Origin of the sequence: Streptomyces sp. CB02400 (genome assembly GCF_001905725.1) — a bacterium.
In the GTDB taxonomy this organism is placed as follows: Bacteria; Actinomycetota; Actinomycetes; order Streptomycetales; family Streptomycetaceae; genus Streptomyces; species Streptomyces atrovirens.
Genome location: NZ_LIWB01000020.1, coordinates 92,440 through 117,283 on the forward strand (window position 1 = coordinate 92,440; position 24,844 = coordinate 117,283).

The window sequence follows — 24,844 nt, forward strand, 5'->3', positions numbered from 1 at the left end:
CCGTCACCGGCCGTGCCGGCCCGCGGAGAACCGCGACGGCGGCATTTCGGCCACCCTTCGGCCCTCCCGTCCGATTCAGACGTCTTGTCGGGACGCCGACCGGGTATTGCTGCTTAGCATGGCCGTAACACGCGCGCCTCCAGCACCTGGTTCACCGCGGCCGTGCCCGACCCCGGCGGACGGGGTGCGTGGCGGAGGCTCGCGGAGGGGGAAACGGGGGCAGGGGTGGAACATTCGCTCGCGGAGTCATGGCGCGTACGGATCCTGGACGCACGGGGGACGCCGGTCGGCGCAGGGGTGCTCGTGGCCGGTGGCAGGGTGGTGACCTGCGCGCACGTCGTGGAAGGGGCGCTCGGTCCCGATGCCGGGGACCCACGGGAGGCGGAACTCACGGTGGACTTCCCCGGCTCCCTCGCACTCGGTACCGGGCCGGTGCGCGCCTCGGTCGCGCCCCGGGGATGGGCTCCGCCGGACGAGGAGCGGGCCGACGTCGCGGTGCTCGACCTGCACGGGGACGCCCCGGTCGACTGCCGGCCCGCCGGGCTGCGGCCGTGCGGCCCCGCCCGCGACCGGATCGTCCGGGCCTTCGGACAGGTCGTCGGCGCGCCCGCCGGGCTGTGGCTGCGGGCGCGGCTGGTGGGGTCCGGCGGGCTGAGCCCCGAGTGGATGCAGCTCGAGGCGGCGAGCGAGGCCGGGGACCGGCTGCGGCAGGGCTACAGCGGGGCGGGGGTCGTCGACGACTCCGGGTACGTGATCGGCCTGGTGGTCGCGGAGGACACCCGCGCGGAGCGCCGCACCGGCTGGCTCATCCCGGTCGAGGTCGTCGTACGGTACTGCCCCGACCTCGCGGACGCGGTGACCGGCCCCGCCGCCGGGGCGGACGGGGCCCCGGGTGCCGACGGGCCCCGCGGATCCGGTCCCCACGCGCACCGGCCGTACGGCCCGTACGCTCCGGACGGCGACCCCGGCTTCCACGACCCGGCCGGCGACCCCGGTCCGTACGGACCGGACCGCGGTCCCGGTTCGTACGGACCGGACCGCGGTCCCGGCGCGGAGGACATCCTTCCGCCGTCCTGGCCGTCCAGCGCCGAGCGGGATCTCGCCCGGGTGCTCGTGAAGGTGCGGAGCTTCGCCGATCCGCACCGCCGCGAGCGGGTGCTGCGGGACACCGGGGACCACATCGCCTTCCATGTCGAGCGCACCGGGGTCCTGATCAACGACGCCCGGGCGGTGCTCGGGCTCTGCCTGGAGTACGAGGACGGCGTCGACCGGTTCGCGGCGGCGTTGCGCTGGTACGAGTCGGGCTCGCTGCCGATGCGGGAGTTCGACCGCGAGGTCGCCCGGCTGCGTGCGCGGGGGGCCGGCGGCGGGGCCGCCCGATGAGCGGCTCCCGCGATCCGTACTGGGCGCTGGCCAACGAGATGGTCCGGCTCCAGCGCTCGACCGCGGACACCGCCTCGGCCCGGCGGGCGGCGCTTCAGCGGGTCGCGTCGGAGTACGGGGCGGCCCCGCGCTCGCCCGAGGGCGCCACCGTGGAGGCGCTCGCCCTGGAGCTGGCCTACTGCGCCGACCATCCGGGCGGGCTGGCCGTCTATCTGGAGGAGTTCTCCCGCGGCCACCAGAAGACGACCAGCTGGCGGGCGGTGGAGCGGCTGCACCGGCAGCTCTTCCCCTCGGACCTCCTGGAGCCGCACCACCGCCGGACCCTGTGCGAACTCCTGGAATCCTGCGATCAGGCACCCCGGTTGCGCCCCCTCGCCCTGCGCGTCCTGCACGAGACCGGCGCCGGCCCCGCCTCCCCCGGGGACTGGGGGTCCGGCCGGGGCCACGACGAGCGGCACGGCGAGGTCCCGGACCTGCTGGCGGTCTTCGAGGACCTGCCGTACGGCTGGGAGAACGAGCCGCACCCCCTGCTCGTCTTCGTCGAGACCGTCGCCGTCCTGGAGGACACCCCGCTCCGGGCCCGGCTGCACGCCTGGAGCGGGCGGGTCGCCGCCCATCTGGGCTGCCGCAGTCCGCGGCGGCTGGCCCGGCTGCGCGACGAGGTGGCCGCCCGGGCCGGCCGGCCGCTCTCCCCGTACCGGCTCCTCCTGGAGATCACCGCGCGCACGCCCGTGCCCGACCTCTACACCGTGCGGTCCTGGGTGGTGCCGCCCGGCCCGGACGGGGCACGGCCGTACGGCGAGCCGGTGCAGCTTTCCTCACGGGCCGCGATGGAGGACGAGGTCGCGGGCCGCTATCTGTCCTGCGTACAGGAGCTCGGGGAGCTGAGCGCGGGAATGGTGGTCGAGTTCCTGCTGCCGAGGCCGCTTCTGTGGCTGCCGGTGGACCAGATCATGGCCCGGCCGCCGGACTCGGTGGCCCGTCCGATCGGCGCCGACCACACGGTCCTGGTCCGCAGCCGGGACCGGTGGGCGAAGCCGCACTGGCGTCCGCGGCTCCACGCCCGGTCCGACCTCCTCACCACCGCCCCGGAGACCGCCTTCGAGTCGGCCGCCGTGCGCGTGGTGCCGTACGGCGAGCGGCTGCGGCCGGTCGAGCTGCTCCGGCAGCTGCGTCACGACCGCGAGCAGCTCGGCTGGCTGTTCCTCGAACCTCCCCCGTACACCGGTGGTCTGGAGGGGGACGCGGTCAACGTGCTGCTGGAGATGGGGATGCCGGTGATCGTGGCGGTGCGCGAGGTGGGCGGCCATCCGGAGGCGGAACGAAAGACACGGAAAGTACTGGCCGGCAGGCTCATGGAACTGCCCGAGCGGGTAAGGATGCTGAGGGGGGAAGTGGGGCCGGACGCGGAGGTCTTCTCCGTTCTGGACCTGCATCGGCACATCAGCCTAGTGTGGGACGGCCGTGACGGACTGGAGGGGGCGGACTCCGCGCTGGGGCATCCGTCGACCGGGGGTGGCTTGCGATGAGCGGGACCGTGCACCGCGTGACGGGCGGCACGAACGGTGCGGGTGGGACCGACGGATCCTCCGTCCCCGGCTGGTGGGTCTTCCGGGACACCGGTGAACACCGCTCACCGCAGGACGAGGTGCTGCCGAAGCTCCCCCCGCCGCCGGCCTGGCGCCGTTTCCGGCCGGAGTCCGAACGCGGTCCGCTGGACGTGCCGCTGCCCGCCGACGACCAGGACACCCGGCGCCGGCTCGGCAGGCGGCGCGGCGGCACGCTGGCCCCGAAGACGCTGCACGTCGTCAACGCCGCGATCCATCTGCGCCGTCCGCTGCTCGTCACGGGCGCGCCGGGCACCGGGAAGTCCTCCCTCGCCCACCAGATCGCCTCCGAGCTGGGGCTGGGCAGGGTGCTGTGGTGGCCGGTGGTCAGCCGCACCACGCTCCGCGACGGTCTGTACGACTACGACGCCATCGGCCGGGTCCAGGACGCCCCGCAGCCGGGACGCCGCTCCCCCGCCGGGGACGGCCCGCTGCCCGGCATCGGCCGCTACCTCACGCTCGGCCCGCTGGGGACGGCCCTGCTGCCGTGGCGGCGGCCCCGGGTGCTCCTCGTCGACGAGCTGGACAAGAGCGACGTGGACCTCCCCAACGACCTGCTGCACATCTTCGAGGAGGGCGAGTACCACGTCCCCGAGCTGGAGCGGCTCGCCCAGTCGCGGCGCCAGGTGGAGGTGGCCACCGCCGACCACGACCACCGGGTCACCGTGACGGCGGGCCGGGTGCGCTGCGCCGAGTTCCCCATCGTGGTGATCACCAGCAACGGGGAGCGCGACTTCCCACCCGCCTTTCGCCGCAGGTGTCTGGAGGTGCGGATGCCCGCACCGGACGGGCAGCGGCTCGCCGCGATGGTCGCCTCCCACTTCGGCGGGGTGCTGGACGAGCGGACGCGGGAGCTGGTGCGGGAGTTCGTGGAGCAACGGGGCGACAGCGCCGACCTCGCCATCGACCAACTGCTCAACACCGTGCACATGCTCACCAACGGCGCCGCCGAGGCGGACGGCACCTCCTGGCTGCAACTGCGCGACGCCCTCTGGCGGAACCTGTCCTCGGACACCTCACCATGACCGGACCCGAGGGCTCCGCAGAGCCCACGGCCCGCGAATGGGCGGAGGCGCTCTGGCTCGCGGAGGTGATCGGGCAGGAGGAGGGGCCACCGGGCCCCGACCGGGACACCGGCGACCGGGACACGGGCGACCGGGACACGGGTGGTCCGGGCGCCGACGGCCGCGAAACCGGCGCGGCCCCCGACAGTCCTTCCGGAGTCTCCCCTGCGCCGGAGGACACGTCCGAAGCGGCGGACACCGGCACAGGAACGGACACCGGAGCGAACACCGGAACGAACGACGGCACGGACACCGGGACGGATCCCGAGAGCGGCGCGGGCGGAACGGCGACGGCGCACGGTCCCCCCGCTTCCGGCTCCGGCGCCACCGGCCCGGCCGTCCCCGACGGCCCGCTGCCCGCCCTCCCCCGGATCTCCCACACGCTCTCCTCCGGCCGGGGGGCCGTCGCCGGGGAGGAGTTACCCGGCGCGCTCCGCGACGCCCGGGGCCTGGCCCGGTCCCTGCGACCGCTCAATCGCCGGCTGCCGGGCGGCGCCCGGCGACGGGTGCTGGACGAGGAGGCGACCGCCGTACGGGCGGCCGAGACCGGCCAGTGGCACCCGGTGCTCACCCGGCCACCCGACCGCTGGTTCGAAGTGGCCCTCGTCGTGGAGCGCAGCGTGTCCATGACGGTGTGGCAGCCGGTGGCCCGCGCGTTCGCCGAACTGCTGCGTACGCAGGGCGCGTTCGCCGACGTACGGCTCTGGTCGCTGGACACCCGGGACGGCAAGCACGCGGTGCTGCGCTCGGCCGACGGGGGGCTTCGGCACAGCCCCGCCGAACTGTTCCATCCGGACGGGCGCCGGATCGTCCTGGTGATGAGCGACTGCGTGGGCGACGCCTGGGCGGGCGGGGCCGTGCCCCGGCTGCTGCACACCTGGGGCAGACGCGCGCCCGTCGCCGTGCTGCAGCCGCTTCCGACCCATCTGTGGGACCTCTGCGACGGCGTGCCGATGGACCTGCGGGTGCGCGCCTTCGCGCCGGGGCTCCCCAATTCCCGTCTCGAACTGCTGCGGTACGGCCGGTGGGAGCGGCCCCGCGACAGCGACCCGGCCGATCCGCTGCCCGTCCCCGTGCCCGTGCTGGAGCTGGAACCCGGCTGGTTCGCGGGCTGGGCCCGGATGGTGACCGGGGGCGCTCTGCCGTGGGCCGAGACGACCTCGCTGCTGGTGGACGAGCAGGGGCTCACGCCGCACTGTCTGCCTCCGTTCACCTGGGAGGAACGGCGCCGTCCGGTGCCGCCGGACCTGGCGGTGCGGCGGTTCCTGCAGCACGCCTCCCCGGCCGCGCGGCGGTTGGCGGCCCGGCTCGCGATGGTGCCGCTGCGGCCCGAGGTGGTGGAGGCGGTGCGGCAGGGGCCGACGGCGGCCGGCGGACCGCTGCCGTTCGCGGAGATCCTGCTGGGCGGACTGCTCGCGTTGCGCACCACGGCCGCCCGGGGGCGGACCGGCGAGGAGTACGTGTTCGAGTTCCTGGACGGGGTACGCTCCCGGCTGCTGCGCGGGCTGGGCCGCACCGAGCTGCTGCGCACGCTCCAGGAGACCTCCGCGCTGGCCGGACGTGCGGTCGGGGCCCGGACGGACCTGTTGCGCACCGTGATCGGCAGCCGGGAGAAGCCCGACGCGGACACCCTCACCGATCTGGACCGCGAGATCCTCGACGCCGCGGGGCCCGCGCTCAAGGCGCTCGGTCCACCCTATGGTGCGGTTTGGGACCCGGTTGGGGGGACGGCTCCGTTCGGTCCGGTCACCACCGGGGAAGGGGTGACGGCGGAGGATGACCCTGCACCGGACCCGGCGGGGAGCGCTCCGGCGGACGGCACCTCGCGGACCGGCGGGCCCGCGGACGGCGGGGCGGGCGGAGAAGAAGACGGCCCTCACCCCGGAAGCGAGGCCGGGACCGGAGCCGGCCCCGGCATCCCCCAGGACAACGGCACAACGCCCCCGAACGCAAAGGACACCACCACCATGGAACCCCCAGCGGCGGGAGGCACCGCACCGGGTGTCACGCCCCCCGGCCCCGACGACACCGGCACCGGCACCGGCACCAAGGGACCGGCCCCTTCCGGCCAGTCCCGCTCACCCCGTTCCGTACCCCTGCCCAATCCGCACTTCGCCGGGCGTGAGACCGAATTGGCCGAGCTGCACCGGCAGTTGGGGACGAGCACACGGGCCGCCGTCCTGCCGCACGCGCTGCACGGCCTCGGGGGCGTCGGCAAGACGCAGCTCGCCCTGAAGTACGTCCAGCTGCACCGGCACGAGTACGACCGGGTGTGGTGGATCGACGCCGAGCAGCCCGCGGTGATCCGCGCCCAGCTGACCATGCTGGCGCCGGAACTCGGCCTGGTGCCGGACCGGCAGAGCGACACGGTGGCGCGTGTGCTGGCAGCGCTGGCCTCGGGCGCGCCGCACAGCCGCTGGCTGCTGGTGTTCGACAACGCGGGACAGCCCAACGAGGTCATCCCGTACCTGCCGTCACTGATCGGCGACTCCGAGGGGACCGGACGCATCCTCATCACCTCGCGCCACGCCGGCTGGTCGGACCGGGTGCTCGCGACCAAGGTGGACGTGTTCACCCGCGCCGAGAGCCTGGACTTCCTGCGGACGCGCGCCCCCTGGGCCGGTCCGGAACAGGCGGACCAGCTGGCCGAACTCCTCGGCGATCTGCCGCTCGCCCTGGAGCAGTGCGCGGCTCTGCAGCGGCAGACCGGCATCGCGGTGCCGGACTTCCTGACGATGATCGAGCGGCGACGGGCCGAGGTGCTGGCCGAGGGGGTCGACTCGATCACCCTGCCGGTGGCGGCGGTGTGGCGGGCCTCCATGGAGACGCTGGCCATGCAGGCGCCGGGCGCGCTCGAACTCCTGCGGCTGCTGGCCTTCTTCGGGCCCGAACCGGTGGCGCTGGACTTCCTGCACGACGCCAGGATGCTGCCGTTGCCCCCGGCGCTCATGCGGCTCGCCCGCGACCAGCTGTCCCGGGGCCGTGCCATCCGGGCGATCAACCAGTTCTCGCTGCTCACCGTCGACAACGTGGCCGGGACGGTGCAGATGCACCGACTGGTGCGAGCGGTCCTCCAGGACGAACTGCCGGCCCAGGAGCAGAGCGAGATGCGGCACCTGGTGCACCAGGTCATCGCCGCGCACGACCCGGGCGACACCCAGCGGCCCGAGCACTGGCAGAACTACGCCGACATCCTTCCGCACCTGGAGCCGACGGGGCTGCCTCGCTGCGAGGACCGGCACATCCGGGACACCGCGATCAATCTGATCACCTATCTGCTGGCGCGGGGCGTACTTCGCGGAGCGGCGCAGCTCGGCGAGCGGATCAGCACGGACTGGCAGTCGTTCCTGGGCGCGGACGACCTCCAGACCCTGTGGGCGACGCGGCACCGGGCGAGCGCGCACTGGCAGCTGGCCGAGTTCGCCGTCTCGCGGCCGCTGAGCGAGGAGGTGCTGCGGCGGCTCCGGGAGACGGTGGGCGACGACCACGAGTACACGCTCACGGCCGCCGGAGTACTCGCCGCCGACCTGCGGACGGCGGGCCGGTTCGCGGACGCCATGGAACTGGACGAGGACGCGTACCGGCGCAGCGTGAACATGTACGGGACGGAGGACCCGTTCACCCTGCGGGCCGGGCACAACTACGGGGTGAGCCTGCGCGTCAACGGGCGCTACGGGGAGGCCCTGGACCTCGACCGGCGCGTCTACCAGGACCTCCGCACGGTCCTCGGCCCCACCGCGCTCTCCACCCTCTTCTCCGTCAACAACGTGGCCCGCGACATGCGCGAGTGCGGCGAGTACGCGGCGGCTCTGGAGCTCCAGGAGCAGACGCTCGCGCAGTACCGCGCGCAGTACGGCGACCGGCATCCGCACACCATGCGGGCGATCAAGAACATGTCGGTGACCTGCCGCAAGGCCGGTCGGTTCGACCGGGCGCGGACGCTGGCCGAGGAGGTGCTCGACCTGTACCAGGCGATCCTCGGGCCGATGCACATCGACACGCTCGCCGCGTTCGCCAACCTCGTCAACGACCTGCGGCTGACGGGCGACGCCGAGGCCGCCGAGCGGCAGGGCGCGCAGGCCTTGGAGCGGTACCGGACGGTGCTCGGCACCGAGCACCCGCTGACGCACGTGGCGGCCGTCAACCACGGTGCCGCGCTGCGCGCGGTGGGCAAGTTCCCGCAGGCGTTCCGGCTCGACCAGGAGACCGCGCCCGGTCTCGAACGGGTGTTGCACGAGACGCATCCGTGGTCGCTGCTCGCGCACGTCAACCTGGCGACGGGGCTGGCCAGGACGGGCGATCACGAGGCGGCGCGCGACCTGGGCGAGCGGTGCGCCCGGACCCTGGAGGAGCGCTACGGGGACCGGCATCCGGCAACCCTGGCCGCCCTGCGCAACGTGTCGCTCGACCTCGTGTCCTGCGGGGAGGAGGAGCGGGGCGCGGAGCTGCTGGCCTCGGTGGTGCGCCGCTACCACGAAACCCTGGGGGCCGATCACTGGGAGACGCTGTCGGCGGAGGCCGGGCGACGCGCGGAGTGCGACATCGAGCCGCCCCCGCTGTGACGCTCCGGCACCCGTGGGCCGGCGGTGGCCTCACGGGAGCGGGCGGCGGTCCCGCTCTTCCCAGCGGTCCCGCTCTTCCCACGAGGCGAGGACGGCGCGCAGGGCACCGAGCAGCCGCCGGCCCTCCTCCGTCGTCCAGTCGTCGTGGGCGGTGAGGGTGGCGAGGGCGGTTGCGGCGGTGCCCCGGCAGTGCTCGTACAGCCGCCGGGCGGCGGGGTTGCCGAGCCGCAGTTCGGTGCGCCAGAAACCGGCCGTGACGAGGAAGGCGGAGCCGCCCTGGAGCAGCGCGGCAGGTGGACGGGGCCGATCGCTCCAGGGGGCGTCGGCCCGGGCTCCGGGCGGGGAGTCGAGCAGTTCGACGAGGTCCATGGCGGCGTAGAGCAGCGAGTGCTGGGTCTCGTGGACGAGGTCTGCGGCGAGTTCGGCCGGGTCGTCGACCGGGGAGAGCGCGACCAGTCCGGTCGCGTCGCCGAACGAGGCGCTGTGCCAGCCGGTTCCGTCCTCCTCCGTGAGCGGCACGAGCACCCGCAGCACCTCCGCGACCGTCTCCGCCCGCTCGGGGTGGCGCTCCGTCAGCAGGCGCCACGCACCGTCGAGTCGACGGACCCAGCCCGCGTGCCCGGCGGGCGACAGGGGGCGGGGAGGCAGGGGCGCGGGGCCGCCGAGCCGCAGCGGGTCGAGGGTGTCGAGCCGTACGGCGGCCCGGCCGCCGAGGCGCAGCCGCGGCACGGGGAACCAGCCCCCGGTGCCGTCGGGCCCGGCCGCCGGGGCACCGTGGATCGGTACCGGCCGCTCCCCGTCCCGTACGGCCGCGGCGCCGCTCCCGTCGCACAGGACGGTGGCGGCACCGGGGCCCGGGGCCGGGAAGAGGACAGCGCCGAGCCCGGGCAGAACCAGCGCCGTACCGTCCGCGACCGGCACCCGGATCCGAAAGCGGAGCCCGGCGCGGAGGGCCGCCGCGGCGGCGAGACGGGCGAGTCCGGCAGCGGGTTCGCGATCGGTGCCGCGCGCGGCTCCGCCCTCGGGGACACGGGCAGGGGCGTGCCGCGCGAGCCAGGCTCCGGCCTCCGGGTCGCCGAGCAGTTCGGCGAAGACCTCCGGCCGGGCGCGTCGGACCTCGGCGAGCAGGGCCACCGCCGCCGCCCAGTGCGGGTCGGTCCGGTGACACCGGTGGGCGACGCGGAGCAGCAGGAGGTTGCGGTTGCGGCGGGCGGTGCGCAGAGCGGCGAGGACGGCCGGACCGGGGGTGCCGGCGGCCAGGGACCCCCAGAAATCCTGCCGGGAAGCACGCGGGGACAGGGACCGGGTGCTCATCCGTCGTGCTCCGCGCCCCGGCGGCCCGGAGTCCGCCCCGCCGTCGCCTTCGCCCTCGTCGCCGCCTCTGTCCTCGTCACCGCCTTCGCCGTCGCCGTCGCCGTCGCCATCGCCGGGAAGTCTGCGGCGACGGTCCGTGCCACATGGCCGATGAACCGGGCGAGGTCGGGGCAGTACACGGACGGGTTGTCGTGACCCGCGCCGCCGGATCCCGCCCGGTAGCGGTGCGGATAGTGGCCGCCGCCGCACACGGCCACCAGCGGGCAGGCCCGGCAGCCGGCGCAGAGCCCCGCCCGGCCGGCCTGGCGGGCCACGACGCCCGGGTGGCGGAGCAGCGCGTCGAACGGGTCGCGGTGCACGCTGAGTCCCGTACGGTCGGCCCCGTCGTAGGTGGTCTTGAGATGGTCGGAGAGCGTGAGCGAACCGTCGGTGTCGATCACTGCGAGCCGGCTCGGGCCGCCGCCGATCACCTCGCTGCCGGAGGCGCCGCCGAGCAGCAGGTCGATCACCGACTCGAAGAGGGTGACGCGCGGCGCCCGGCCCGCGCTTCCGTACCAGCGGTCGAAGACCCGGACGAGCCAGTCGGCGTACGGGGTCCGGGCCGGGTCCGGGACGCGGCCGGGCGGGGGGACGGTCCAGTTGCCGAGCGGCAGGATGAAGGTGAGGGCGGGCGGATCGTACGAGAGCAGGTGGTCGTACGTGGTGAGCGGGTCGGTCGTCGGGTCGACCGTGGTGAGCAGTCCGCTCCAGAGCGGACGGTGCTCGGGGCGGGCGAGGAGTGCCAGCGCGGCGGCCACCCGGGCATGACTGCCGCGGCCGGCCGGGTCGCGGCGGTACCGGTCGTGGACGGCGGGCGGGCCGTCCAGGCTGACACCGATCCGGATGTCCTCAGCGTGGCAGAGCCTCAGGACCGTCTCGTCGAGGAGGGTGCCGTTGGTCTGGAGGGCCACCTCGGCACGGGTGGCGGCGGGCAGCGCGGCCCGCAGTCCGCGGACGAACCGGGCGAGGAACTCCCCGCCCGCGAGCAGGGGTTCGCCGCCGTGCAGGATCACCCGGACGGAGCGGAGGGAGTGGCGGCGGGCGTGCTCGGCGATCCGCAGGACGAGCCGCCCGGCCGTCGCGGGGGCCATTCCGACCGGCTGGGTGCGCCAGCCCCGGTCCTCGCTCTCGTACACGTAGCAGTAGCGGCAGGCGAGGTTGCAGCGGCTGTGCACCTTGACCAGGAACTCCCGGAACGGGAGCGGCGGCCGGGACCGTTCGGGCACGGTCACACCAGGGGGTCGTCGATGGGCACTGCGGACGAGTTGTAGGCGGCGAGCGGTGCCTCCTCGGCCATCAGCCGGTCGAGGACGCGCCGGGCTGCGCGGGCGAGCACCGGGTTCGGCGCGTCGAGGAGCTCCTCCAGCGGAAGCCCCGCGAGATCCGGGAGATCCGGGAGATCCGGGAGACAGGGAACCCTCGGGAGATCCGGCAGGTCCGCCGGTTCCGCCCGGTCCATCGGTTCCGGCACCCTCGCGGGCGGTACGACGTCCGGACCTCGCTCGAGTGGACCGGCCCTCATGCACTCCCCCTGTCGCGCGCGTGTCCCACGGCCCGCCCGCCTCCGGTGTCCCCGCGCTCCGTCCTGCGCGGAGCCGTGCGGGCTCCTCTCCATGTCATGGCCATCCATCGCCCCCGCCAAACAGATGACCGATTCATCGACGGCGTGATCGAGGCGGCGCGGCAATGGCGCGGGCCTGCCTGTCCCTGGGCCACAATACGTGCGACGCGGCCCGAACAGCCAGGGAGTTCCGATGAGTTGGAAGCGAAAGACCACAGGCCCTCGCTCCACCGCCGAACACCCTCTGCCACGGTCCGTGGCCAGGCTGTTCCCCACTCCGGGGGCATCGGCCGACCCGCTGTCCCGCTGGATCGTGCCGGCCCTGCTGATCGGCGCGGTGGCGGGGCTGGGCGCGGTGGCGCTGTTCGGACTGCTGCATCTGGGCACCGAGTTACTCCTCGAAAACATCGCCGGATTCCGCCCGTACCGGACCTCCGCCGAGGGCGGCTTCCGTGAACTGGTCCCGTCCGAACGCCCCTGGGCCGTCCCGCTGGTGGCCGCCGGGGGCGCGCTCCTCGCCACCGCGTTCGCCGTCTGGCTGGCCCCCGAGGCGCGCGGGCACGGGACGGACTCCGCGATCGCCGCCGCACACCACGATCCGTCCGGGATGCGCGGCCGGACGACCGTGGTGAAGCTCGTCGCGTCAGCACTGACCCTCGGTTCCGGCGGTTCGGGCGGTACGGAGGGGCCCGCCGCGCAGATCTCGGCGGCGTTCGGCTCGGTGATCGCCCGCCGTACCGGCATGTCCCGGCGACAGGCCCGCACCGCCCTGGTGATCGGCCTCGCCTCGGGCGTCGGCGCGATCTTCCAGGCCCCGCTGGGCGGGGCACTGCTCGGCGCGGAGCTCCTGTACCGCAGGGAGATGGACGCCCGGGTGCTGCCGAAGGCGCTCTTGGCGGCCTGCTCGGGCTGGCTGGTCTTCGGCGCGTGCTACGGCTTCGCGCCCGTCCTCGGGCGGCACTCGGCGGACGGATTGGGCTTCGGAGCCGGCGACTTCGTCCTGATCGCCGTGACCGGGCTGCTGTGCGGACTGGCCGGCCGGCTCTACACCGGCGCCTTCTACGCCGTGCACCTGCGCACCGAGGACCGCGTCCGGTCCGTACCGGCCAGGATCGCCGCCCCGGCGGCCGCCGCCCTGCTCGTGGGCGTCCTCGGGCTGCTGGTGCCCGGTGTGCTCGGCACGGGGTACGGCCTGATGGAGGCGCTCACCGACCGTGAACTCGTCGCCGAACTTCCCGTACTGATGTTGCTCGCCATCCCGCTCGCGAAGATCGCGGGCACGGCCCTGACCGTCGGCTCCGGCGGCTCCGGCGGCATCTTCGGACCGTGCATGGTCGTGGGCGCGGGGACGGGCGCGCTCGCCTGGCGCCTCGGCGAGGCGCTGCATCTGCCGTCGGCCGGGCCGCTCCCGTACGTGGTGGTGGGCATGGCGGCCTGCCTGGGACCCGTGGCCAACGCGCCGCTCGGCGTGCTGGTCATGGCGACGGAGATGGTCGCGGACGCCTCCCTCCTGGGGCCGGGCATGCTGGCGGTCCTGTGCGCGTCGGCGGTGACGGGACGCACGACGCTGTACCGGAGCCAACTGGAGCGCCGGCCGCGGGAGACGGCCGAGGAGCAGGACGAGGCGACGGAGAGCCGGTCCGGGACGGCGCACACCCCGAACCCGGTCCCGACGGCGGCCCGGACTCCTGTCCGGGAGCCCGGGCCACCGCCGGAGCCGAAGCCCGCACCCCTGGCCACCGGCGGGGCGACGGTGACGGCGGCCGGCTCTGCCGCGGACCCGACGGCCGACCCCGTCGCCGGGCCCGCGGTCCCGCCGGCGGCTCAGCCCTCGCCGTCCGCCCCCGCCTGCGCGCCCGACTGACCTCCGGCCGCGTCGTCCCCGTTCCCGCCTCCGGCCGGGGGTGCTTCGTCCTCCTCGGGCCGTCGGTCCTGCTCGCCCCGCTCCCAGACCACCTTGACCTTGAGGTGTCCCTCGACCCCGGTACGGGCGATCACCGCACCGGTCTCCACGTTGAACTTCACCCCGAACTCGAGCTCCACCGTCGACGGCGGTGCGGGCAGCGACACCATCCGCTCCAGCGTCCGCCCGGCCATCTGCCGGACCTGGTCGAGCCCTTCCTCGAACCGTCCCGCCGCGACGTCCACGGCACCGTTCCCCGACCGGTCACGACTCCGGGCCCGCACGATCTCCGGATCCTGGTCCTCGAAAGCCACGTACACCGCGGCGTCCCCGTCGCCGAGTCCGAACCGCGCCAACTCCTCCGGCATGTCCCCTCCGCCCGCTCCGGACCGGGCCGTGCGCCCGGCGGCGCCAGCCTACGGCGCGAGGCGCCAAAGCACACCGAAACGGACCGTCCTCGAACCCCTCACCGAACAGGCCTGACGGAGCGCGCCCGGCCCCGTCGTCGCGGTCACCACGGCGGCCCCACGACACCTGTCTTCGGTCGGCGCCCCGGAAACAGTCGGGGGCCGTTCCAGCTCTTCGCTGGAACGGCCCCCGGCCTACGACTTCGCAAAGTCGGGACGACAGGATTTGAACCTGCGACCCCTTGACCCCCAGTCAAGTGCGCTACCAAGCTGCGCCACGTCCCGGTGCGATCGCGTGGGGTGAATCCGCGTGATCGCGCGAACAGCACTTTACCCCACGCCCCCGGCGCGGCCCGAATCGGACCGGGCGCGGGACAATCGGCGTATGGGCAGCATGGAGAGCACGTCGTCGGGCCGGACGGCCGCCGCGCGGGACCGGGACAGCGAGGGGCGGGCGCGCAACGCCCGGCCGCGGGACGGACTCGGGCGGCCCCTGCCGTACGGCGCACCGGGGGTGCCCCGGCAGCCCGAGGGGGTGGTGCGGCGGCCGGAGGAGAGCGTCGCGGAGGCGCAGCGGCTGCTGGACGAGGGGAAGCCGTTCCACGCGCACGAGGTGTTCGAGGACGCCTGGAAGTCGGGGCCGGAGGAGGAGCGCGAGCTGTGGCGGGGGCTGGCGCAGCTCGCCGTGGGGCTCACCCATGCCGCGCGCGGGAACGTCACCGGCGGGGCGCGGCTGCTGCGGCGGGGAGCCGGCGCGGCGGAGGCGTGGACCTCGGGAGCCGGCCACCGGCCGCACGGGATCGATCTTCCGGGCGTGATCGCCTGGGCCCGCGAGCTGGCCGCCGAGGTGGAGGCGGGTGTTCCGGTGGACGCGGGGGCGCGGGCGCCCCGGCTGCGGGGGGCCTCCTGACGGAGGGGTCGGGTGCGGTGCACGCGCTGTCAGTGGCGTGCGGCAGACTCGGGGGCGTGCGAGAGATTCATGTCATCGGTATCGGCGCGGGCGACCCCGACCAGCTGACCCTGCAGGCGGTCAGGGCGCTGCGGAGCACGGACGTGTTCTTCATCCTGGACAAGGGCGAGGCGAAGGCGGACCTGACCCGGCTGCGCCGGGACATGCTCGACACGCACATACCGGGGGGTGCCTACCGCGTCGTCGAGGCACGTGACCCGGAGCGGGACCGGACGGCCGGCGGGTCGGCCTACTCCCCCGCCGTCGGGGACTGGCGCAGTGCCCGCGCGGACATCTACGAGCGGATGATCTCCGAGGAGCTGGGCGAGGACCAGACCGGGGCGTTCCTGGTGTGGGGGGACCCGGCGCTGTACGACAGCACGATCGGCATCCTCGAGGAAATCCTGGAGCGCGGCCGTGTCGCCTTCGACTACGACGTCGTACCGGGCATCAGCAGTGTGTCGGCGCTCGTCGCCCGGCACCGGACCGGGCTCAACCGGGTCGCCCGCCCGGTGCAGATCACCACGGGGCGGCGGCTCGCCGAGGGGTTCCCGGAGGGTGTGGACGACGTGGTGGTGATGCTGGACGCCCATCAGAGCTTCCGCGCGTACGCCGACCAGGACGTCGACATCTACTGGGGCGCCTACATCGGCACGCCGGACGAGATCCTCGTCTCCGGGCCGCTGGCCGAGGCGGCTCCCCGTATCGAGCGGCTCCGCGCGGAGGCCCGCGAGCGCAAGGGCTGGATCATGGACACGTATCTGCTGCGCCGCAGACCGGCCGAGGGCTGAGCATCCGGTCGGGTGCGCCCGGCCGCCGAACCGCCGGGGCACACCCTGGCGGAGTGCCGGGCCGCCGGTCACGGCCGGCCAGGGGCGTCCAGCCGGCGCAGGGCCCCGGAACGCCGTCGACGGCGGTCACGCCGCACGGTAGAGGCGGGCGGCGCACAACGACGGTCCCGGAGGCCCGGGCTGCGGGCCCCGGTGAATGTGACGGCCGACCGCGTCCCGCGCGGCCGGGCGTGGGCTGCGTGGCCGGGCGTGGGCTGCGTGGCCGGGCATGAGACGAGCCGTCCGGCTCAAGGCCGAACGAGAGCGTCCAGTCGGCGCAGGACCGTCGGCACGTCGGGAACTGCTGTCACCCCGTCCGGCAGGAGCGGGCGGCGTACGACGACGACCGGGAGGGCGAGGTCGCGGGCCGCGGTGAGTTTGGCGGCGGTCGCCGCGCCGCCGCTGTCCTTCGTCACCAGTACGTCGACGCGGTGGTCGCGCAGGAGGGCCGTCTCGTCGGCCACGGTGAAGGGGCCGCGGGCCAGGAGCACGCGCGTGTGCGGCGGCATGGGCGGCTCGGGGGGCTCGACCGACCGGACGACGAAGCGCAGGTCCGTCAGATGGGCGAAGGCCGCGAGGCCGAGGCGGCCGGTGGTGAGGAGGACCCGGTGTCCGAGCCGGGGCAGCAGATCGGCCGCCGCCGCCAGTGACGGGACCGGGTGCCAGTCGTCGCGCGGCCCCGGCTGCCAGCCGGGGCGGCGCAGGACCACCAGGGGCAGCCCGGTGGCGGTCGCGGCCCGTGCCGCGTTCGCCGTGATGGTCTCCGCGAAGGGGTGCGTGGCGTCGACCACCACGTCCACGCGCTGCTCGCACAGCCAGTCCGCCAGCCCCTGGGCGCCCCCGAAACCGCCGACGCGCAGCTCGCCGGCGACCGCGCCCGGCCGGGACACGCGTCCGGCGAGGGAGGTGGTCACCCTGAGACCGGGGCGGGCGGACAGCTCGCCGGCCAGTGCGCGTGCCTCGGTGGTGCCGCCGAGGACCAGGACGTGGGGGGGCATGGCGCCGAGGGTACGAGGCCCGGACGCCGCGACCGGCACCGGCCCGCCCGACGAAGATCGGCAACCGGCCGCACACACGTACCCACACGCCCTACGATGACGCCGGGTGACTGGAGGAAGCATGGCCGTGGACTGGAGCAGGCGGGGCTATCACGCCCAGCGATGGGCGGCGCGGGGGGCGCTGGCCGCCGCCGCGCTCGCGGTGTCGACCCCCCTCGTCTACGGCGGGCTGCGCGGTCTGCTGCTGCTGGTGTGCGGGATCGCGGGAGTGGGGCTCAGCGCGGCCGCCGTGTGGTGGACGCTGACCCTGCGGGGCCCGCTGCGGTGGGTGTCCGCGCTGGTCGCCGTGTGTGTGCCGGCCGGGCTGGTCGCCCTGTTCGCCGTGACCCTGTTCTGGTCGCTGCCGGTGTCCCTGGCCCTGTGGGGGCTGGCGGTGTGGAGCGGACGGTTCGCGCTGCGCGGTACGGGCGGCGGGCAGGCCCAGATGCGGGAGCGGCGGCTGCCGCCGCCCCGGCGGCCGGTGCTGATCATGAATCCCCGGTCGGGCGGCGGCAAGGTGGGCCGGTTCCGGCTGCGGGAGAAGGCGGAGCGCCTGGGCGCCCGGGTGGTACTGCTCGAACCCGGCGAGCAGCACGACGTCACCGCGCTGGCCCGGGCCGCCGTCGCGGACGGCGCGGATCTGCTGGGCGCCGCCGGCGGCGACGGCACCCAGGCGCTGGTGGCGGCCGTGGCCGCGGAGCACGACATCCCGTTCCTCGTCATCAGCGCCGGGACGCGCAATCACTTCGCCCTGGACCTCGGTCTCGACCGCGGCAACCCGGCCGCCTGTCTCGACGCGCTCACGGACGGTGTCGAGCTCCGTGTCGACCTGGGTTTCGCGGGTGAGCAGCCCTTCGTGAACAACGCCTCCTTCGGCGCGTACGCGGCGATCGTGCAGAGCCCCGCCTACCGCGACGACAAGATAGGCACCAGCCTGGAGATGCTGCCCGACCTGCTCACCGGTCAGCAGGGGCCCCGGCTGGTCGCCCGCGCGGGGGACACGACGCTCACCGCGCCGCAGGCCGTGCTGGTCAGCAACAATCCGTACCGCACCGGCGACCCCTTCGGCCTCGGGCGGCGGGAACGGCTCGACTCCGCCGCGCTCGGCGTCCTCGGGGTGAAGCTGGAGGGCGCCATCAGCGCCGCCGCCCTGCTGCTGAACCCCGAGCCGAGCGGGCTCACCATCCTGACCGCCACCGAGGTCGTCGTCGAGGCGGACCGCGCGGAGATCGAGGCCGGGGTCGACGGGGAGGCCATGATCCTGCCCGCCCCCGTCCACTGCCGCATCGCACCCGGCGCGCTGCGCGTCCGGGTCCCGCGCAGGCGGCCCGGCGTCACACAGGCCCCGCCGCGACTGGACTGGCGGCGGCTGCGCAAGCTGGCGGCGACGGTCGGCCGTACCGCCGCGCCGAGCCGGCTCCACCGCCCGTACGAGGCACCCCACGGACCGTGGCCGCCGGCCGGACCGCACGCCGGTCCGGGCGGTCCGGACGAGCCGAGCGGGCGGAACGAGCCGGCCGGGCCCCGCTCAGGGCACCAGTAGCTGGACGCCGCCCACCACCGTCGCCGCGATCACCAGCCGTTCGAAGAGCCGCTGGTTGATCCTGTTCACCGCCCACTTGCCGAGGAACGCGCCGGGCACCACGAACAGCACGAGCGCCGCGTCGAGGAGGAGCGAGTCGGCGTCGATCAGGCCGAGACCGGCGCTGAAGGGCAGCTTGGAGGTGTTGACGATCAGGAAGAAGAACGCCGAGGTGCCCAGGAAGCCGAGCTTCCGGAAGCCCGCGGAGAGCAGGTACATCGACATCACCGGGCCGCCCGCGTTGGCGACCATGGTGGTGAAGCCGCCGAGGACGCCGTAGGAGCGGGCCTTGGCGCGGCCGGCCCGGGTGGTGACCCCGTCGGGCTCCTTCTCCGCGTCGGCCGTCCGCCGCCGCCACACCGTCACCCCGGCCATCAGCAGCAGGATCGCCCCGATGGAGATCCGTACGATCCCGTCGTCCGCCCACACCAGGAACAGGGTCCCGGCGACGACGCCCGCCGCGACCGCCGGGAACAGCCGCCACAGCGTGGGCCAGTGCGCGTGCCGGCGGTAGGTGAGGACGGCGAGCACGTCCCCGGCGATCAGGATGGGCAGCAGGACGCCGGTGGAGGCCTTGGCGGGCAGCATGGCGGCGAAGATGGCGAGGCTGACCGTGTTGGCCCCGCTGACGGCGGTCTTGGAGAAACCGACGAGCAGGGCCGCGAAGGCGAGCGCGGCGAATTGCCAGCCGTTGAGGTGCCAGAGCGTCATCATGTTCATTGCGAGAACAGATGCTATGCGCAGGCAGTCGACGCCGGTGAGGACCGTCTCACCCGATGGCGCCCGGGGCGCTGGTCAGTGCCTCTCGACCAGCACCGCACTGCCCTGCCCCACGCCCACGCACATGGTCGCAAGGCCGCGTTCGGCGCCGGTGCGGCGCATGCGGTGCAGCAGGGTGGTGAGGATGCGGGCGCCGGAGCAGCCCAGCGGGTGGCCGAGCGCGATGGCGCCGCCGCTGGGGTTGACCAGGCCGGGGTCGATGCCGAGCTGGTCGACGCAGGCCAGGGCCTGTGCCGCGAACGCCTCGTTGAACTCGGCCTCCTGGAGGTCGCCGATCGCCCAGTCGGCGCGGGCGAGCACCTTGCGGGTGGCGGGGACGGGGCCGATGCCCATGACGTCCGGGTGGACGCCGGCGGAGGCGCCGGCGACGTAGCGGCCGAGCGACTCCAGGCCCAGCTCGTTCAGGGCCTCCTCGCTGACCAGGATCAGGCCGGCGGCGCCGTCGTTCATCGGGGAGGCGTTGCCCGCGGTGACCGAACCGCCCGCGCGGAACACCGGCTTCAGCCGGCCCAGCTTCTCGATCGAGGTGTCCTCGCGGACGCACTCGTCGGCGTCGACGACCACCCCGTCCGGGCGGGTCACGGGCAGGAGTTCGTCGTCGAAGTGGCCGTTCTTGCGGGCTTCGGCGGCACGCTGGTGGCTGCGCAGGGCGAACTCGTCCTGGCGTTCGCGCGGGATGCCGTACCGGGCGGCGACCTCCTCGGCCGTCTCGCCCATGGCCAGCACCCCGTGGAGGTCCTTCATCGCGGGGTTGACCAGCCGCCAGCCGAGGCGGGTGTCGGCGGTCTCCATGCGGTGCGGGAGGGCCTCGTCGGGGCGGGGCAGGACGAACGGGGCGCGGCTCATCGACTCGGAGCCGCCGGCGATGACGATGTCGGCCTCGCCGGCCGCGATGGTGCGGGCGGCGGTGGTGACGGCCTCGAGGCCGGAGGCGCACAGCCGGTTGACCGTGGCGCCCGGCACGGACTCGGGGAGCCCGGCGAGCAGCGCGGCCATGCGGGCGACGTTGCGGTTGTCCTCGCCGGCCTGGTTGGCGGCGCCCCAGTAGACGTCGTCGACGCGGGCCGGGTCCAGCTCGGGCACGTCGGCGACCAGGCCGCGGATCACGGCGGCGGCGAGGTCGTCGGGCCGTACGGTGGAGAGGGCTCCGCGCAGTTTGCCGATGGGGGTGCGGCGGGCGGCCGCGAAGTGGACGGGACGCACGAGGGGACTCCTGACCGATGCCGATGGCTGTGCTGTGGGGTCGGCGACTACTCTTAATTAGCACCGCTAGTTTTTGACTATAGACCGCCGGGCGGCTCCCTGGGAAGCTCCCCACCGGCCATGGGCCGGGTTTGCGACCGAGGGCCAGGGGCACCCGCGCGTTCATGGAGTGGTTGCGGAGCGCGGCCTGTGCGGGAGAGGACCCGGAGCTGTTCTTCCCCGTCGGATCGACGGGGCCGGCGTTGCGGGACCTCGCCGCCCCCAAGCGCGTCTGCGCGCGGTGCCGGGTGACCCCGCAGAGTCTCGGCTTCGCGCTCGACAGCGGTCCGACCTCGGGCGTCCGGGGCGGCACCGGTGAGGACGAGCGCGCGGCGCTGCTCCGTCGGACCACGGACGATTCGAGAAGGAGGAACAGCACCCCATGACCGTTGTGAGGAGCACCCTGCCCGACGAGGCCCGCCGGGTTTCCTGCGAGGCCCTCCAGGACACCCTGGTGGACCTGCTCGGGCTGTCGCTGATCGGGAAGCAGGCGCACTGGAACGTCGTGGGCCCGCGGTTCCGTTCGGTCCACCTCCAGCTGGACGAGGTGGTCTCCGCCGCGCGCACCCACGCCGACACGGTGGCGGAACGGGCCGCGGCGCTCGGCGTGCCGCCGGACGGCCGCCCGGAGACCATCGCCAAGGTCTTCTCGCTGCCGGCCCCGAACGAGGGCTGGCTGCGCGACTCCCGGGCCGTGGAGGTGATGACGGAGGCGCTCGGCGCGGCCGTCACGCGCCTGCGCGAGCGCATCGACGCCACCGAGAAGGCGGACCTGGTCACCCAGGACCTGCTGATCTCGATCACCGCGGAACTGGAGAAGCAGCGCTGGATGTTCGAGGCGGAGAACTTCCCCGGCGAGTCCTGACCGTCACGGCACCGAAGCACACGCACGTAAGGGGCACATCATGAGCGACGCCCTCGAGATGGACGCGCTGTGGGACGACTTCCACCGCGTGGTGAACATGACCTCGGCGGAACTGGCGGCCTGGCTGCGGGTGAGTGACGCCGACGAGACGACCGAGCCGCTGCCGGACCGGGCGGGCAGCGAGACGGGACAGCACGTCCTCGCCATCCTGCAGAAACGCCGCACCGACCTCACCGAGGACGATCTGCGGGTGATGGAGGAGGTCGTGGACACCGTCACGGCGCAGACGGACCTGGAGAACGAGCCCGTGGCCGAGGACACCCCTCGCCGGCACCGTCTGATGACGCTCGGCCACGACCCGCTCAAGCCGTAGCCGCCGTGGCCGGCCGGGACGAGCGGGTGGTCCGTGCCCTCGTCGACGCGCACGGCCGGACGTACGCGGAGGAGGCCGGCATCGGGCTGAAGGACACCCCGCAGCCGCTGTACCGACTGCTGGTGCTGGCCCATCTGCTCAGCGCCCGCATCAAGGGTTCGATCGCCGTGGCCTCCGCCCGTGCCCTGTACGAGGCGGGGCTGCGCGATCCCCGCCGCATGGCTCAGGCCGGCTGGCAGGAACGGGTGGACGCGCTCGGCCGGGGCGGCTACCGGCGCTACGACGAGCGCACCGCGACCCAGCTGGGCGACGGGGCCGAGCTGCTGACCGAGCGCTGGGGCGGTGACCTGCGCGGGCTCCGCGAGGAGGCGGACGGCGATGTCGGCGAACTGCGCCGTCTGCTGCGGGAGTTCCCCGGTGTGGGTCCGGCGGGCGCCGACATCTTCCTGCGCGAGGTCCAGCGGGTCTGGCCGGAGGCGGCACCGCTGCTGGACGCCAAGGCCCTCGAAGGCGCACGGCGGTTGGGGCTGCCGCAGGACCCGGACCGGCTCCTCGCCCTCGCCGGACGCACCGAACCGGCCGTCCTGGCGGCGGCGTTGGTCCGCGCGGCGATCGACGGGCACGTGGCCGAGGACTCGTTGCGCCGGGCCGATGCCCCGTGACCCTCCGTCAACAGGGCTTTTCCACTCCCTCATTCACGGGACAACGTGATCACCACGCGGCACAATGGCCGCGGCGGTCCGATCGCGGCCGTACGGGCGAGGGAGAGGGAGAGACCGTGAGTGAGAGCCACACCCCGCCGAGCGGCTCGGCGAGGCTGAACACCGGTGTGGCGCACAACGCGCGCGTGTGGAACTACTGGATCGGCGGCAAGGACAACTACGAGGTCGACCAGCGGGTCGGCGACCACGTCGCCTCGATCAACCCGGTGGTCCGGGACGTCGCCCGCGCGGACCGGGACTTCCTGGGCCGGGCGGTGACGTATCTGACCCGCGAGCGCGGTGTGCGGCAGTTCCTCGACATCGGCACCGGCCTGCCGACGGCGGACAACACCCATGAGATCGCGCAGCGGATCGCGCCGGACTCGCGGATCGTCTACGTCGACAACGACCCGATCGTGCTCGTCCACGCCCGCACCCTGCTGACCGGCACGCGCGAGGGCGCCACCGACTACATAGACGCCGATGTGCACGACCCGGACGCCATACTGGAACGCGCCGCCAAGACCCTGGACCTCACGCGGCCCGTCGCGGTGATGATGCTGGGGATCCTCAACTTCGTGCTCGACACCGAGAAGGCCCGGGAGATCGCCCGTCGGGTCATGGCGGCGGTGCCCTCCGGCAGCTTCCTGGTCCTCACCCACCCCACGTTCGACCCCGAGGTCGGCGGCGAACTGCAGGTCCCGGCCATGGAGTTCTGGAACGCGAACGCCACTCCCCCGATCACCGCCCGGAGCGCCGCGGACATCACCGCGTTCTTCGAGGGGCTGGAACTGGTGGAGCCCGGTCTGGTGTCCTGCTCGCAGTGGCACGCCGCCTCCGACTCCGCCGTCGCGGTGCCGCAGTACGGCGCGGTGGCCGTGAAGCCCTGACCGCTGAAAGTATGATCAAGCAATGTCTGACATGACCGAAACCACGCCGGGCTGGCTGTCCTCCGACGACCTGGAGATGGCACGCGCCCAGATGCCGATCCTGTACGTCGAGGCCGTGCCCGTGCGCGTCGACGACAGCGGTGAAGTCACCAGCGTCGGTCTGCTGCTGCGCATCGGGCCCGACGGAACGGTCAGCCGGACTCTGGTCTCCGGCAGGGTGTTGCACCACGAACGGGTCCGGGACGCCCTGCTGCGCCACCTGGAGAAGGACCTCGGCCCGGTGGCGCTGCCCCGCGTCCCGGCGTCGCTCCAGCCGTTCACGGTCGCGGAGTACTTCCCCACGCAGGGCATCACCCCCTTCCACGATCCCCGTCAGCACGCGGTGTCGCTGGCGTACATCGTGCCGGTGACGGGTGACTGCCGGCCCCGGCAGGACGCCCTCGACCTGGTGTGGTTCAGCCCGCAGGAGGCCGTGTCGCTGGCGGTGCAGAGCGAGATGCCGGGCGGTCACGGGGTGCTGCTGAAGCAGGCACTGGCCCACGCGGGCTGCGTGATCTGACGCGGCGGGGGCGCTAGTTTCCCGCGTGGGTGAGGTTGGTGCCGGTCGACGGGTCGAAGACATGGGCCTTGCCCATGTCGACCCGGAGTTCGACGGGGGCGCCCTCGCGGGCCCGGGTGGCGGCGTTCAGCCGGGCCACGATCTGCTGGGCTCCCCGGGCCCCGGTGTCGCGCGCGCCCGAGTCCGTGGCGAGTTCCTCCAGTTCGGCGGTGGTCACCGGACCGCCCTCCGCGCTGAAGTAGACGTACGCGTCGGAGCCCAGCGACTCCAGCACGTCCACGGTGGCGGTGACGACGGGGCCGCCCGTCTCACGCGCCAGGCTCGCGTCCTCGAAGGCCTCGGGGCGCAGCCCGACGATCACCTCGCGCGGCGCGTCCCGCCGTTCCAGCACCCGGCGCATGCGGTCGTCGAGCGGCAGGTCGCCCAGCGGGGTGCGCAGGAGGCCGCCGGACAGGGAGGCGCCCACGAAGTTCATCGCCGGGGAGCCGATGAAGCCCGCGACGAACAGGTTGCGCGGCATGTCGTAGAGCCGGGCGGGGGTGCCGACCTGCTGGACCAGGCCCTGCCGCATCACCACGACCCGGTCGCCGAGCGTCATCGCCTCGGTCTGGTCGTGGGTGACGTACACGGTGGTGGTGCCCAGGCGGCGCTGCAGCCGGGAGATCTGGGTGCGCATCTGCACCCGGAGCTTGGCGTCCAGGTTGGACAGCGGCTCGTCCATGAGGAACGCCTTGGGATCACGGACGATCGCCCGCCCCATCGCCACCCGCTGGCGCTGTCCGCCCGAGAGGTTGGCGGGCTTGCGGTCCAGGAACTCGCCCAGGTCGAGCACCCGGGCGGCCTCCTCGACCTTGCTGTCGATGACGGCCTTGTCCACCTTGGCCAGCCGCAGCGGGAAGCCCATGTTCTCCCGCACGCTCATGTGCGGGTACAGGGCGTAGCTCTGGAACACCATGGCGACGTCGCGCTCCTTGGGGGCGAGGTCGTTGACGACCCGGCCGCCGATGCGCAGGGTGCCCTCGGTGATGTCCTCGAGCCCGGCGATCATGTTCAGGGTGGTCGACTTGCCGCAGCCGGACGGGCCGACCAGGATCACGAACTCGCCGTCGGCGATGTCGAGGTCCACCTCCCGCACGGCGAGGGAGCCGTCGGGATAGCGCTTGGTGACTCCCTCTAGGACGATCTCGGCCATGGGC

General features: G+C 74.2%; 22 protein-coding genes and 1 tRNA gene. 14 read left to right on the forward strand and 9 right to left on the reverse strand.

Annotated elements, in window-relative coordinates; translation table 11 throughout:
• Nucleotides 1-225: 225 nt before the first annotated feature.
• Genes AMK33_RS34005 through fxsT form a run of 4 tightly spaced genes read left to right on the forward strand, consistent with a single transcriptional unit; the run spans nucleotide 226 to nucleotide 8,616 of the window.
• The gene (locus AMK33_RS34005) at nucleotides 226-1,383 is read left to right on the forward strand and encodes an effector-associated domain 2-containing protein (RefSeq protein ID WP_158075153.1); all 1,158 of its coding nucleotides are present in this window, start codon (nucleotides 226-228) and stop codon (nucleotides 1,381-1,383) included.
• Nucleotides 1,380-2,912, forward strand: coding sequence for a VMAP-C domain-containing protein (locus tag AMK33_RS34010; protein WP_073936869.1), 1,533 nt, complete (start codon nucleotides 1,380-1,382; stop codon nucleotides 2,910-2,912). Before AMK33_RS34005 ends, AMK33_RS34010 begins: the two co-directional genes overlap by 4 nt.
• Nucleotides 2,909-4,015 (forward strand): AAA family ATPase, encoded by a 1,107-nt coding sequence (locus tag AMK33_RS34015; RefSeq protein ID WP_079195066.1) that lies wholly within the window; start codon nucleotides 2,909-2,911, stop codon nucleotides 4,013-4,015. Before AMK33_RS34010 ends, AMK33_RS34015 begins: the two co-directional genes overlap by 4 nt.
• Nucleotides 4,012-8,616, forward strand: coding sequence for an FxSxx-COOH system tetratricopeptide repeat protein (fxsT, locus tag AMK33_RS34020; protein WP_073936870.1), 4,605 nt, complete (start codon nucleotides 4,012-4,014; stop codon nucleotides 8,614-8,616). The genes AMK33_RS34015 and fxsT overlap by 4 nt, the downstream gene beginning before the upstream one ends.
• A gap of 30 nt (nucleotides 8,617-8,646) precedes the next feature.
• On the opposite strand, the gene AMK33_RS34025 is transcribed toward fxsT, so the two are convergent.
• From AMK33_RS34025 to fxsA, 3 genes are read right to left on the reverse strand one after another with little or no spacing between them, the layout of a single operon-like run.
• Nucleotides 8,647-9,930 (reverse strand): aKG-HExxH-type peptide beta-hydroxylase, encoded by a 1,284-nt coding sequence (locus AMK33_RS34025; protein WP_073936871.1) that lies wholly within the window; start codon nucleotides 9,928-9,930, stop codon nucleotides 8,647-8,649.
• Nucleotides 9,927-11,195 (reverse strand): FxsB family cyclophane-forming radical SAM/SPASM peptide maturase, encoded by a 1,269-nt coding sequence (locus AMK33_RS34030; RefSeq protein WP_235618274.1) that lies wholly within the window; start codon nucleotides 11,193-11,195, stop codon nucleotides 9,927-9,929. The genes AMK33_RS34025 and AMK33_RS34030 overlap by 4 nt, the downstream gene beginning before the upstream one ends.
• A 2-nt stretch (nucleotides 11,196-11,197) precedes the next feature.
• A complete protein-coding gene (gene fxsA, locus AMK33_RS41860; protein WP_073936873.1) occupies nucleotides 11,198-11,428 on the reverse strand; it encodes an FxSxx-COOH cyclophane-containing RiPP peptide in 231 nt (76 codons plus the stop codon).
• Nucleotides 11,429-11,723: 295 nt separating this feature from the next.
• Between fxsA and AMK33_RS34040 the strand changes: the two genes are divergently transcribed.
• Nucleotides 11,724-13,394, forward strand: coding sequence for a chloride channel protein (locus tag AMK33_RS34040; protein ID WP_079195067.1), 1,671 nt, complete (start codon nucleotides 11,724-11,726; stop codon nucleotides 13,392-13,394).
• Here AMK33_RS34040 and AMK33_RS43370 read toward each other — a convergent pair.
• Together AMK33_RS43370 and AMK33_RS34050 are read right to left on the reverse strand one after the other, a co-directional pair.
• A complete protein-coding gene (locus AMK33_RS43370) occupies nucleotides 13,355-13,801 on the reverse strand; it encodes a CU044_2847 family protein (protein WP_073936875.1) in 447 nt (148 codons plus the stop codon). The two genes, AMK33_RS34040 and AMK33_RS43370, sit on opposite strands and share 40 nt — an antisense overlap.
• A 250-nt stretch (nucleotides 13,802-14,051) precedes the next feature.
• Nucleotides 14,052-14,125, reverse strand: a tRNA-Pro gene (locus tag AMK33_RS34050).
• A 100-nt stretch (nucleotides 14,126-14,225) separates the two neighbouring features.
• Between AMK33_RS34050 and AMK33_RS34055 the strand changes: the two genes are divergently transcribed.
• Both AMK33_RS34055 and cobF read left to right on the forward strand, forming a co-directional pair.
• The gene (locus AMK33_RS34055) at nucleotides 14,226-14,750 is read left to right on the forward strand and encodes a DUF309 domain-containing protein (protein ID WP_073936876.1); all 525 of its coding nucleotides are present in this window, start codon (nucleotides 14,226-14,228) and stop codon (nucleotides 14,748-14,750) included.
• 56 nt (nucleotides 14,751-14,806) lie between these two features.
• A complete protein-coding gene (cobF, locus tag AMK33_RS34060) occupies nucleotides 14,807-15,580 on the forward strand; it encodes a precorrin-6A synthase (deacetylating) (protein ID WP_073936922.1) in 774 nt (257 codons plus the stop codon).
• Between the two features lie 287 nt (nucleotides 15,581-15,867).
• Here cobF and AMK33_RS34065 read toward each other — a convergent pair whose 3' ends face one another.
• Nucleotides 15,868-16,617 (reverse strand): cobalt-precorrin-6A reductase, encoded by a 750-nt coding sequence (locus tag AMK33_RS34065; protein ID WP_073936877.1) that lies wholly within the window; start codon nucleotides 16,615-16,617, stop codon nucleotides 15,868-15,870.
• Nucleotides 16,618-16,738: 121 nt separating this feature from the next.
• Here AMK33_RS34065 and AMK33_RS34070 point away from each other — a divergent pair, with 121 nt between their 5' ends.
• Nucleotides 16,739-18,199 (forward strand): diacylglycerol/lipid kinase family protein, encoded by a 1,461-nt coding sequence (locus tag AMK33_RS34070; protein ID WP_073936878.1) that lies wholly within the window; start codon nucleotides 16,739-16,741, stop codon nucleotides 18,197-18,199.
• On the opposite strand, the gene AMK33_RS34075 is transcribed toward AMK33_RS34070, so the two are convergent.
• Both AMK33_RS34075 and AMK33_RS34080 read right to left on the reverse strand, forming a co-directional pair.
• Nucleotides 18,185-18,958 carry a sulfite exporter TauE/SafE family protein gene (locus tag AMK33_RS34075; RefSeq protein ID WP_073936879.1) on the reverse strand — a complete coding sequence of 258 codons (774 nt, stop codon included), beginning with the start codon at nucleotides 18,956-18,958 and terminating at the stop codon, nucleotides 18,185-18,187. The genes AMK33_RS34070 and AMK33_RS34075 overlap by 15 nt on opposite strands.
• Nucleotides 18,959-19,033: 75 nt before the next feature.
• The gene (locus AMK33_RS34080; protein WP_073936880.1) at nucleotides 19,034-20,221 is read right to left on the reverse strand and encodes a thiolase family protein; all 1,188 of its coding nucleotides are present in this window, start codon (nucleotides 20,219-20,221) and stop codon (nucleotides 19,034-19,036) included.
• A 164-nt stretch (nucleotides 20,222-20,385) separates the two neighbouring features.
• Here AMK33_RS34080 and AMK33_RS34085 point away from each other — a divergent pair, with 164 nt between their 5' ends.
• The 6 genes from AMK33_RS34085 to AMK33_RS34110 all read left to right on the forward strand — a co-directional run bounded on the left by AMK33_RS34085 (nucleotide 20,386) and on the right by AMK33_RS34110 (nucleotide 23,648).
• Nucleotides 20,386-20,646, forward strand: coding sequence for a WhiB family transcriptional regulator (locus AMK33_RS34085; protein WP_073936881.1), 261 nt, complete (start codon nucleotides 20,386-20,388; stop codon nucleotides 20,644-20,646).
• Nucleotides 20,643-21,125, forward strand: a complete 483-nt coding sequence (locus AMK33_RS34090) for a Dps family protein (protein WP_073936882.1) — start codon at nucleotides 20,643-20,645, stop codon at nucleotides 21,123-21,125. Before AMK33_RS34085 ends, AMK33_RS34090 begins: the two co-directional genes overlap by 4 nt.
• 40 nt (nucleotides 21,126-21,165) lie before the next feature.
• Nucleotides 21,166-21,498 carry a DUF3140 domain-containing protein gene (locus AMK33_RS34095; RefSeq protein ID WP_073936883.1) on the forward strand — a complete coding sequence of 111 codons (333 nt, stop codon included), beginning with the start codon at nucleotides 21,166-21,168 and terminating at the stop codon, nucleotides 21,496-21,498.
• A gap of 5 nt (nucleotides 21,499-21,503) precedes the next feature.
• Nucleotides 21,504-22,160, forward strand: coding sequence for an endonuclease (locus tag AMK33_RS34100; protein WP_073936884.1), 657 nt, complete (start codon nucleotides 21,504-21,506; stop codon nucleotides 22,158-22,160).
• 116 nt (nucleotides 22,161-22,276) lie between these two features.
• Nucleotides 22,277-23,089, forward strand: coding sequence for an SAM-dependent methyltransferase (locus AMK33_RS34105; RefSeq protein ID WP_073936885.1), 813 nt, complete (start codon nucleotides 22,277-22,279; stop codon nucleotides 23,087-23,089).
• A gap of 31 nt (nucleotides 23,090-23,120) precedes the next feature.
• Entirely contained in the window at nucleotides 23,121-23,648 is a 528-nt protein-coding gene (locus tag AMK33_RS34110) for an NUDIX hydrolase family protein (RefSeq protein ID WP_073936886.1), read from the forward strand.
• Nucleotides 23,649-23,661: 13 nt separating this feature from the next.
• Here the strand turns inward: AMK33_RS34110 and AMK33_RS34115 are convergent, their stop codons facing one another.
• Nucleotides 23,662-24,840: an ABC transporter ATP-binding protein gene (locus AMK33_RS34115; protein WP_073936887.1), complete on the reverse strand. Its 1,179-nt coding sequence runs from the start codon at nucleotides 24,838-24,840 to the stop codon at nucleotides 23,662-23,664.
• Nucleotides 24,841-24,844 lie beyond the last annotated feature (4 nt).

Excerpts from the sequence above, each read along its gene's own strand:
- AMK33_RS34065 (WP_073936877.1), bottom strand. The coding sequence starts at position 16,617 with ATGCCCCCCCACGTCCTGGTCCTCGGCGGCACCACCGAGGCACGCGCA.
- AMK33_RS34085 (WP_073936881.1), top strand. The coding sequence starts at position 20,386 with ATGGAGTGGTTGCGGAGCGCGGCCTGTGCGGGAGAGGACCCGGAGCTG.
- AMK33_RS34115 (WP_073936887.1), bottom strand. The coding sequence starts at position 24,840 with ATGGCCGAGATCGTCCTAGAGGGAGTCACCAAGCGCTATCCCGACGGC.
- AMK33_RS34075 (WP_073936879.1), bottom strand. The coding sequence starts at position 18,958 with ATGAACATGATGACGCTCTGGCACCTCAACGGCTGGCAATTCGCCGCG.
- AMK33_RS34095 (WP_073936883.1), top strand. The coding sequence starts at position 21,166 with ATGAGCGACGCCCTCGAGATGGACGCGCTGTGGGACGACTTCCACCGC.
- AMK33_RS34090 (WP_073936882.1), top strand. The coding sequence starts at position 20,643 with ATGACCGTTGTGAGGAGCACCCTGCCCGACGAGGCCCGCCGGGTTTCC.
- AMK33_RS34070 (WP_073936878.1), top strand. The coding sequence starts at position 16,739 with ATGGCCGTGGACTGGAGCAGGCGGGGCTATCACGCCCAGCGATGGGCG.
- fxsA (WP_073936873.1), bottom strand. The coding sequence starts at position 11,428 with ATGGACCGGGCGGAACCGGCGGACCTGCCGGATCTCCCGAGGGTTCCC.
- AMK33_RS34110 (WP_073936886.1), top strand. The coding sequence starts at position 23,121 with ATGACCGAAACCACGCCGGGCTGGCTGTCCTCCGACGACCTGGAGATG.
- AMK33_RS34055 (WP_073936876.1), top strand. The coding sequence starts at position 14,226 with ATGGGCAGCATGGAGAGCACGTCGTCGGGCCGGACGGCCGCCGCGCGG.
- AMK33_RS34010 (WP_073936869.1), top strand. The coding sequence starts at position 1,380 with ATGAGCGGCTCCCGCGATCCGTACTGGGCGCTGGCCAACGAGATGGTC.
- AMK33_RS34040 (WP_079195067.1), top strand. The coding sequence starts at position 11,724 with ATGAGTTGGAAGCGAAAGACCACAGGCCCTCGCTCCACCGCCGAACAC.
- AMK33_RS34015 (WP_079195066.1), top strand. The coding sequence starts at position 2,909 with ATGAGCGGGACCGTGCACCGCGTGACGGGCGGCACGAACGGTGCGGGT.
- AMK33_RS34025 (WP_073936871.1), bottom strand. The coding sequence starts at position 9,930 with ATGAGCACCCGGTCCCTGTCCCCGCGTGCTTCCCGGCAGGATTTCTGG.
- fxsT (WP_073936870.1), top strand. The coding sequence starts at position 4,012 with ATGACCGGACCCGAGGGCTCCGCAGAGCCCACGGCCCGCGAATGGGCG.
- AMK33_RS43370 (WP_073936875.1), bottom strand. The coding sequence starts at position 13,801 with ATGCCGGAGGAGTTGGCGCGGTTCGGACTCGGCGACGGGGACGCCGCG.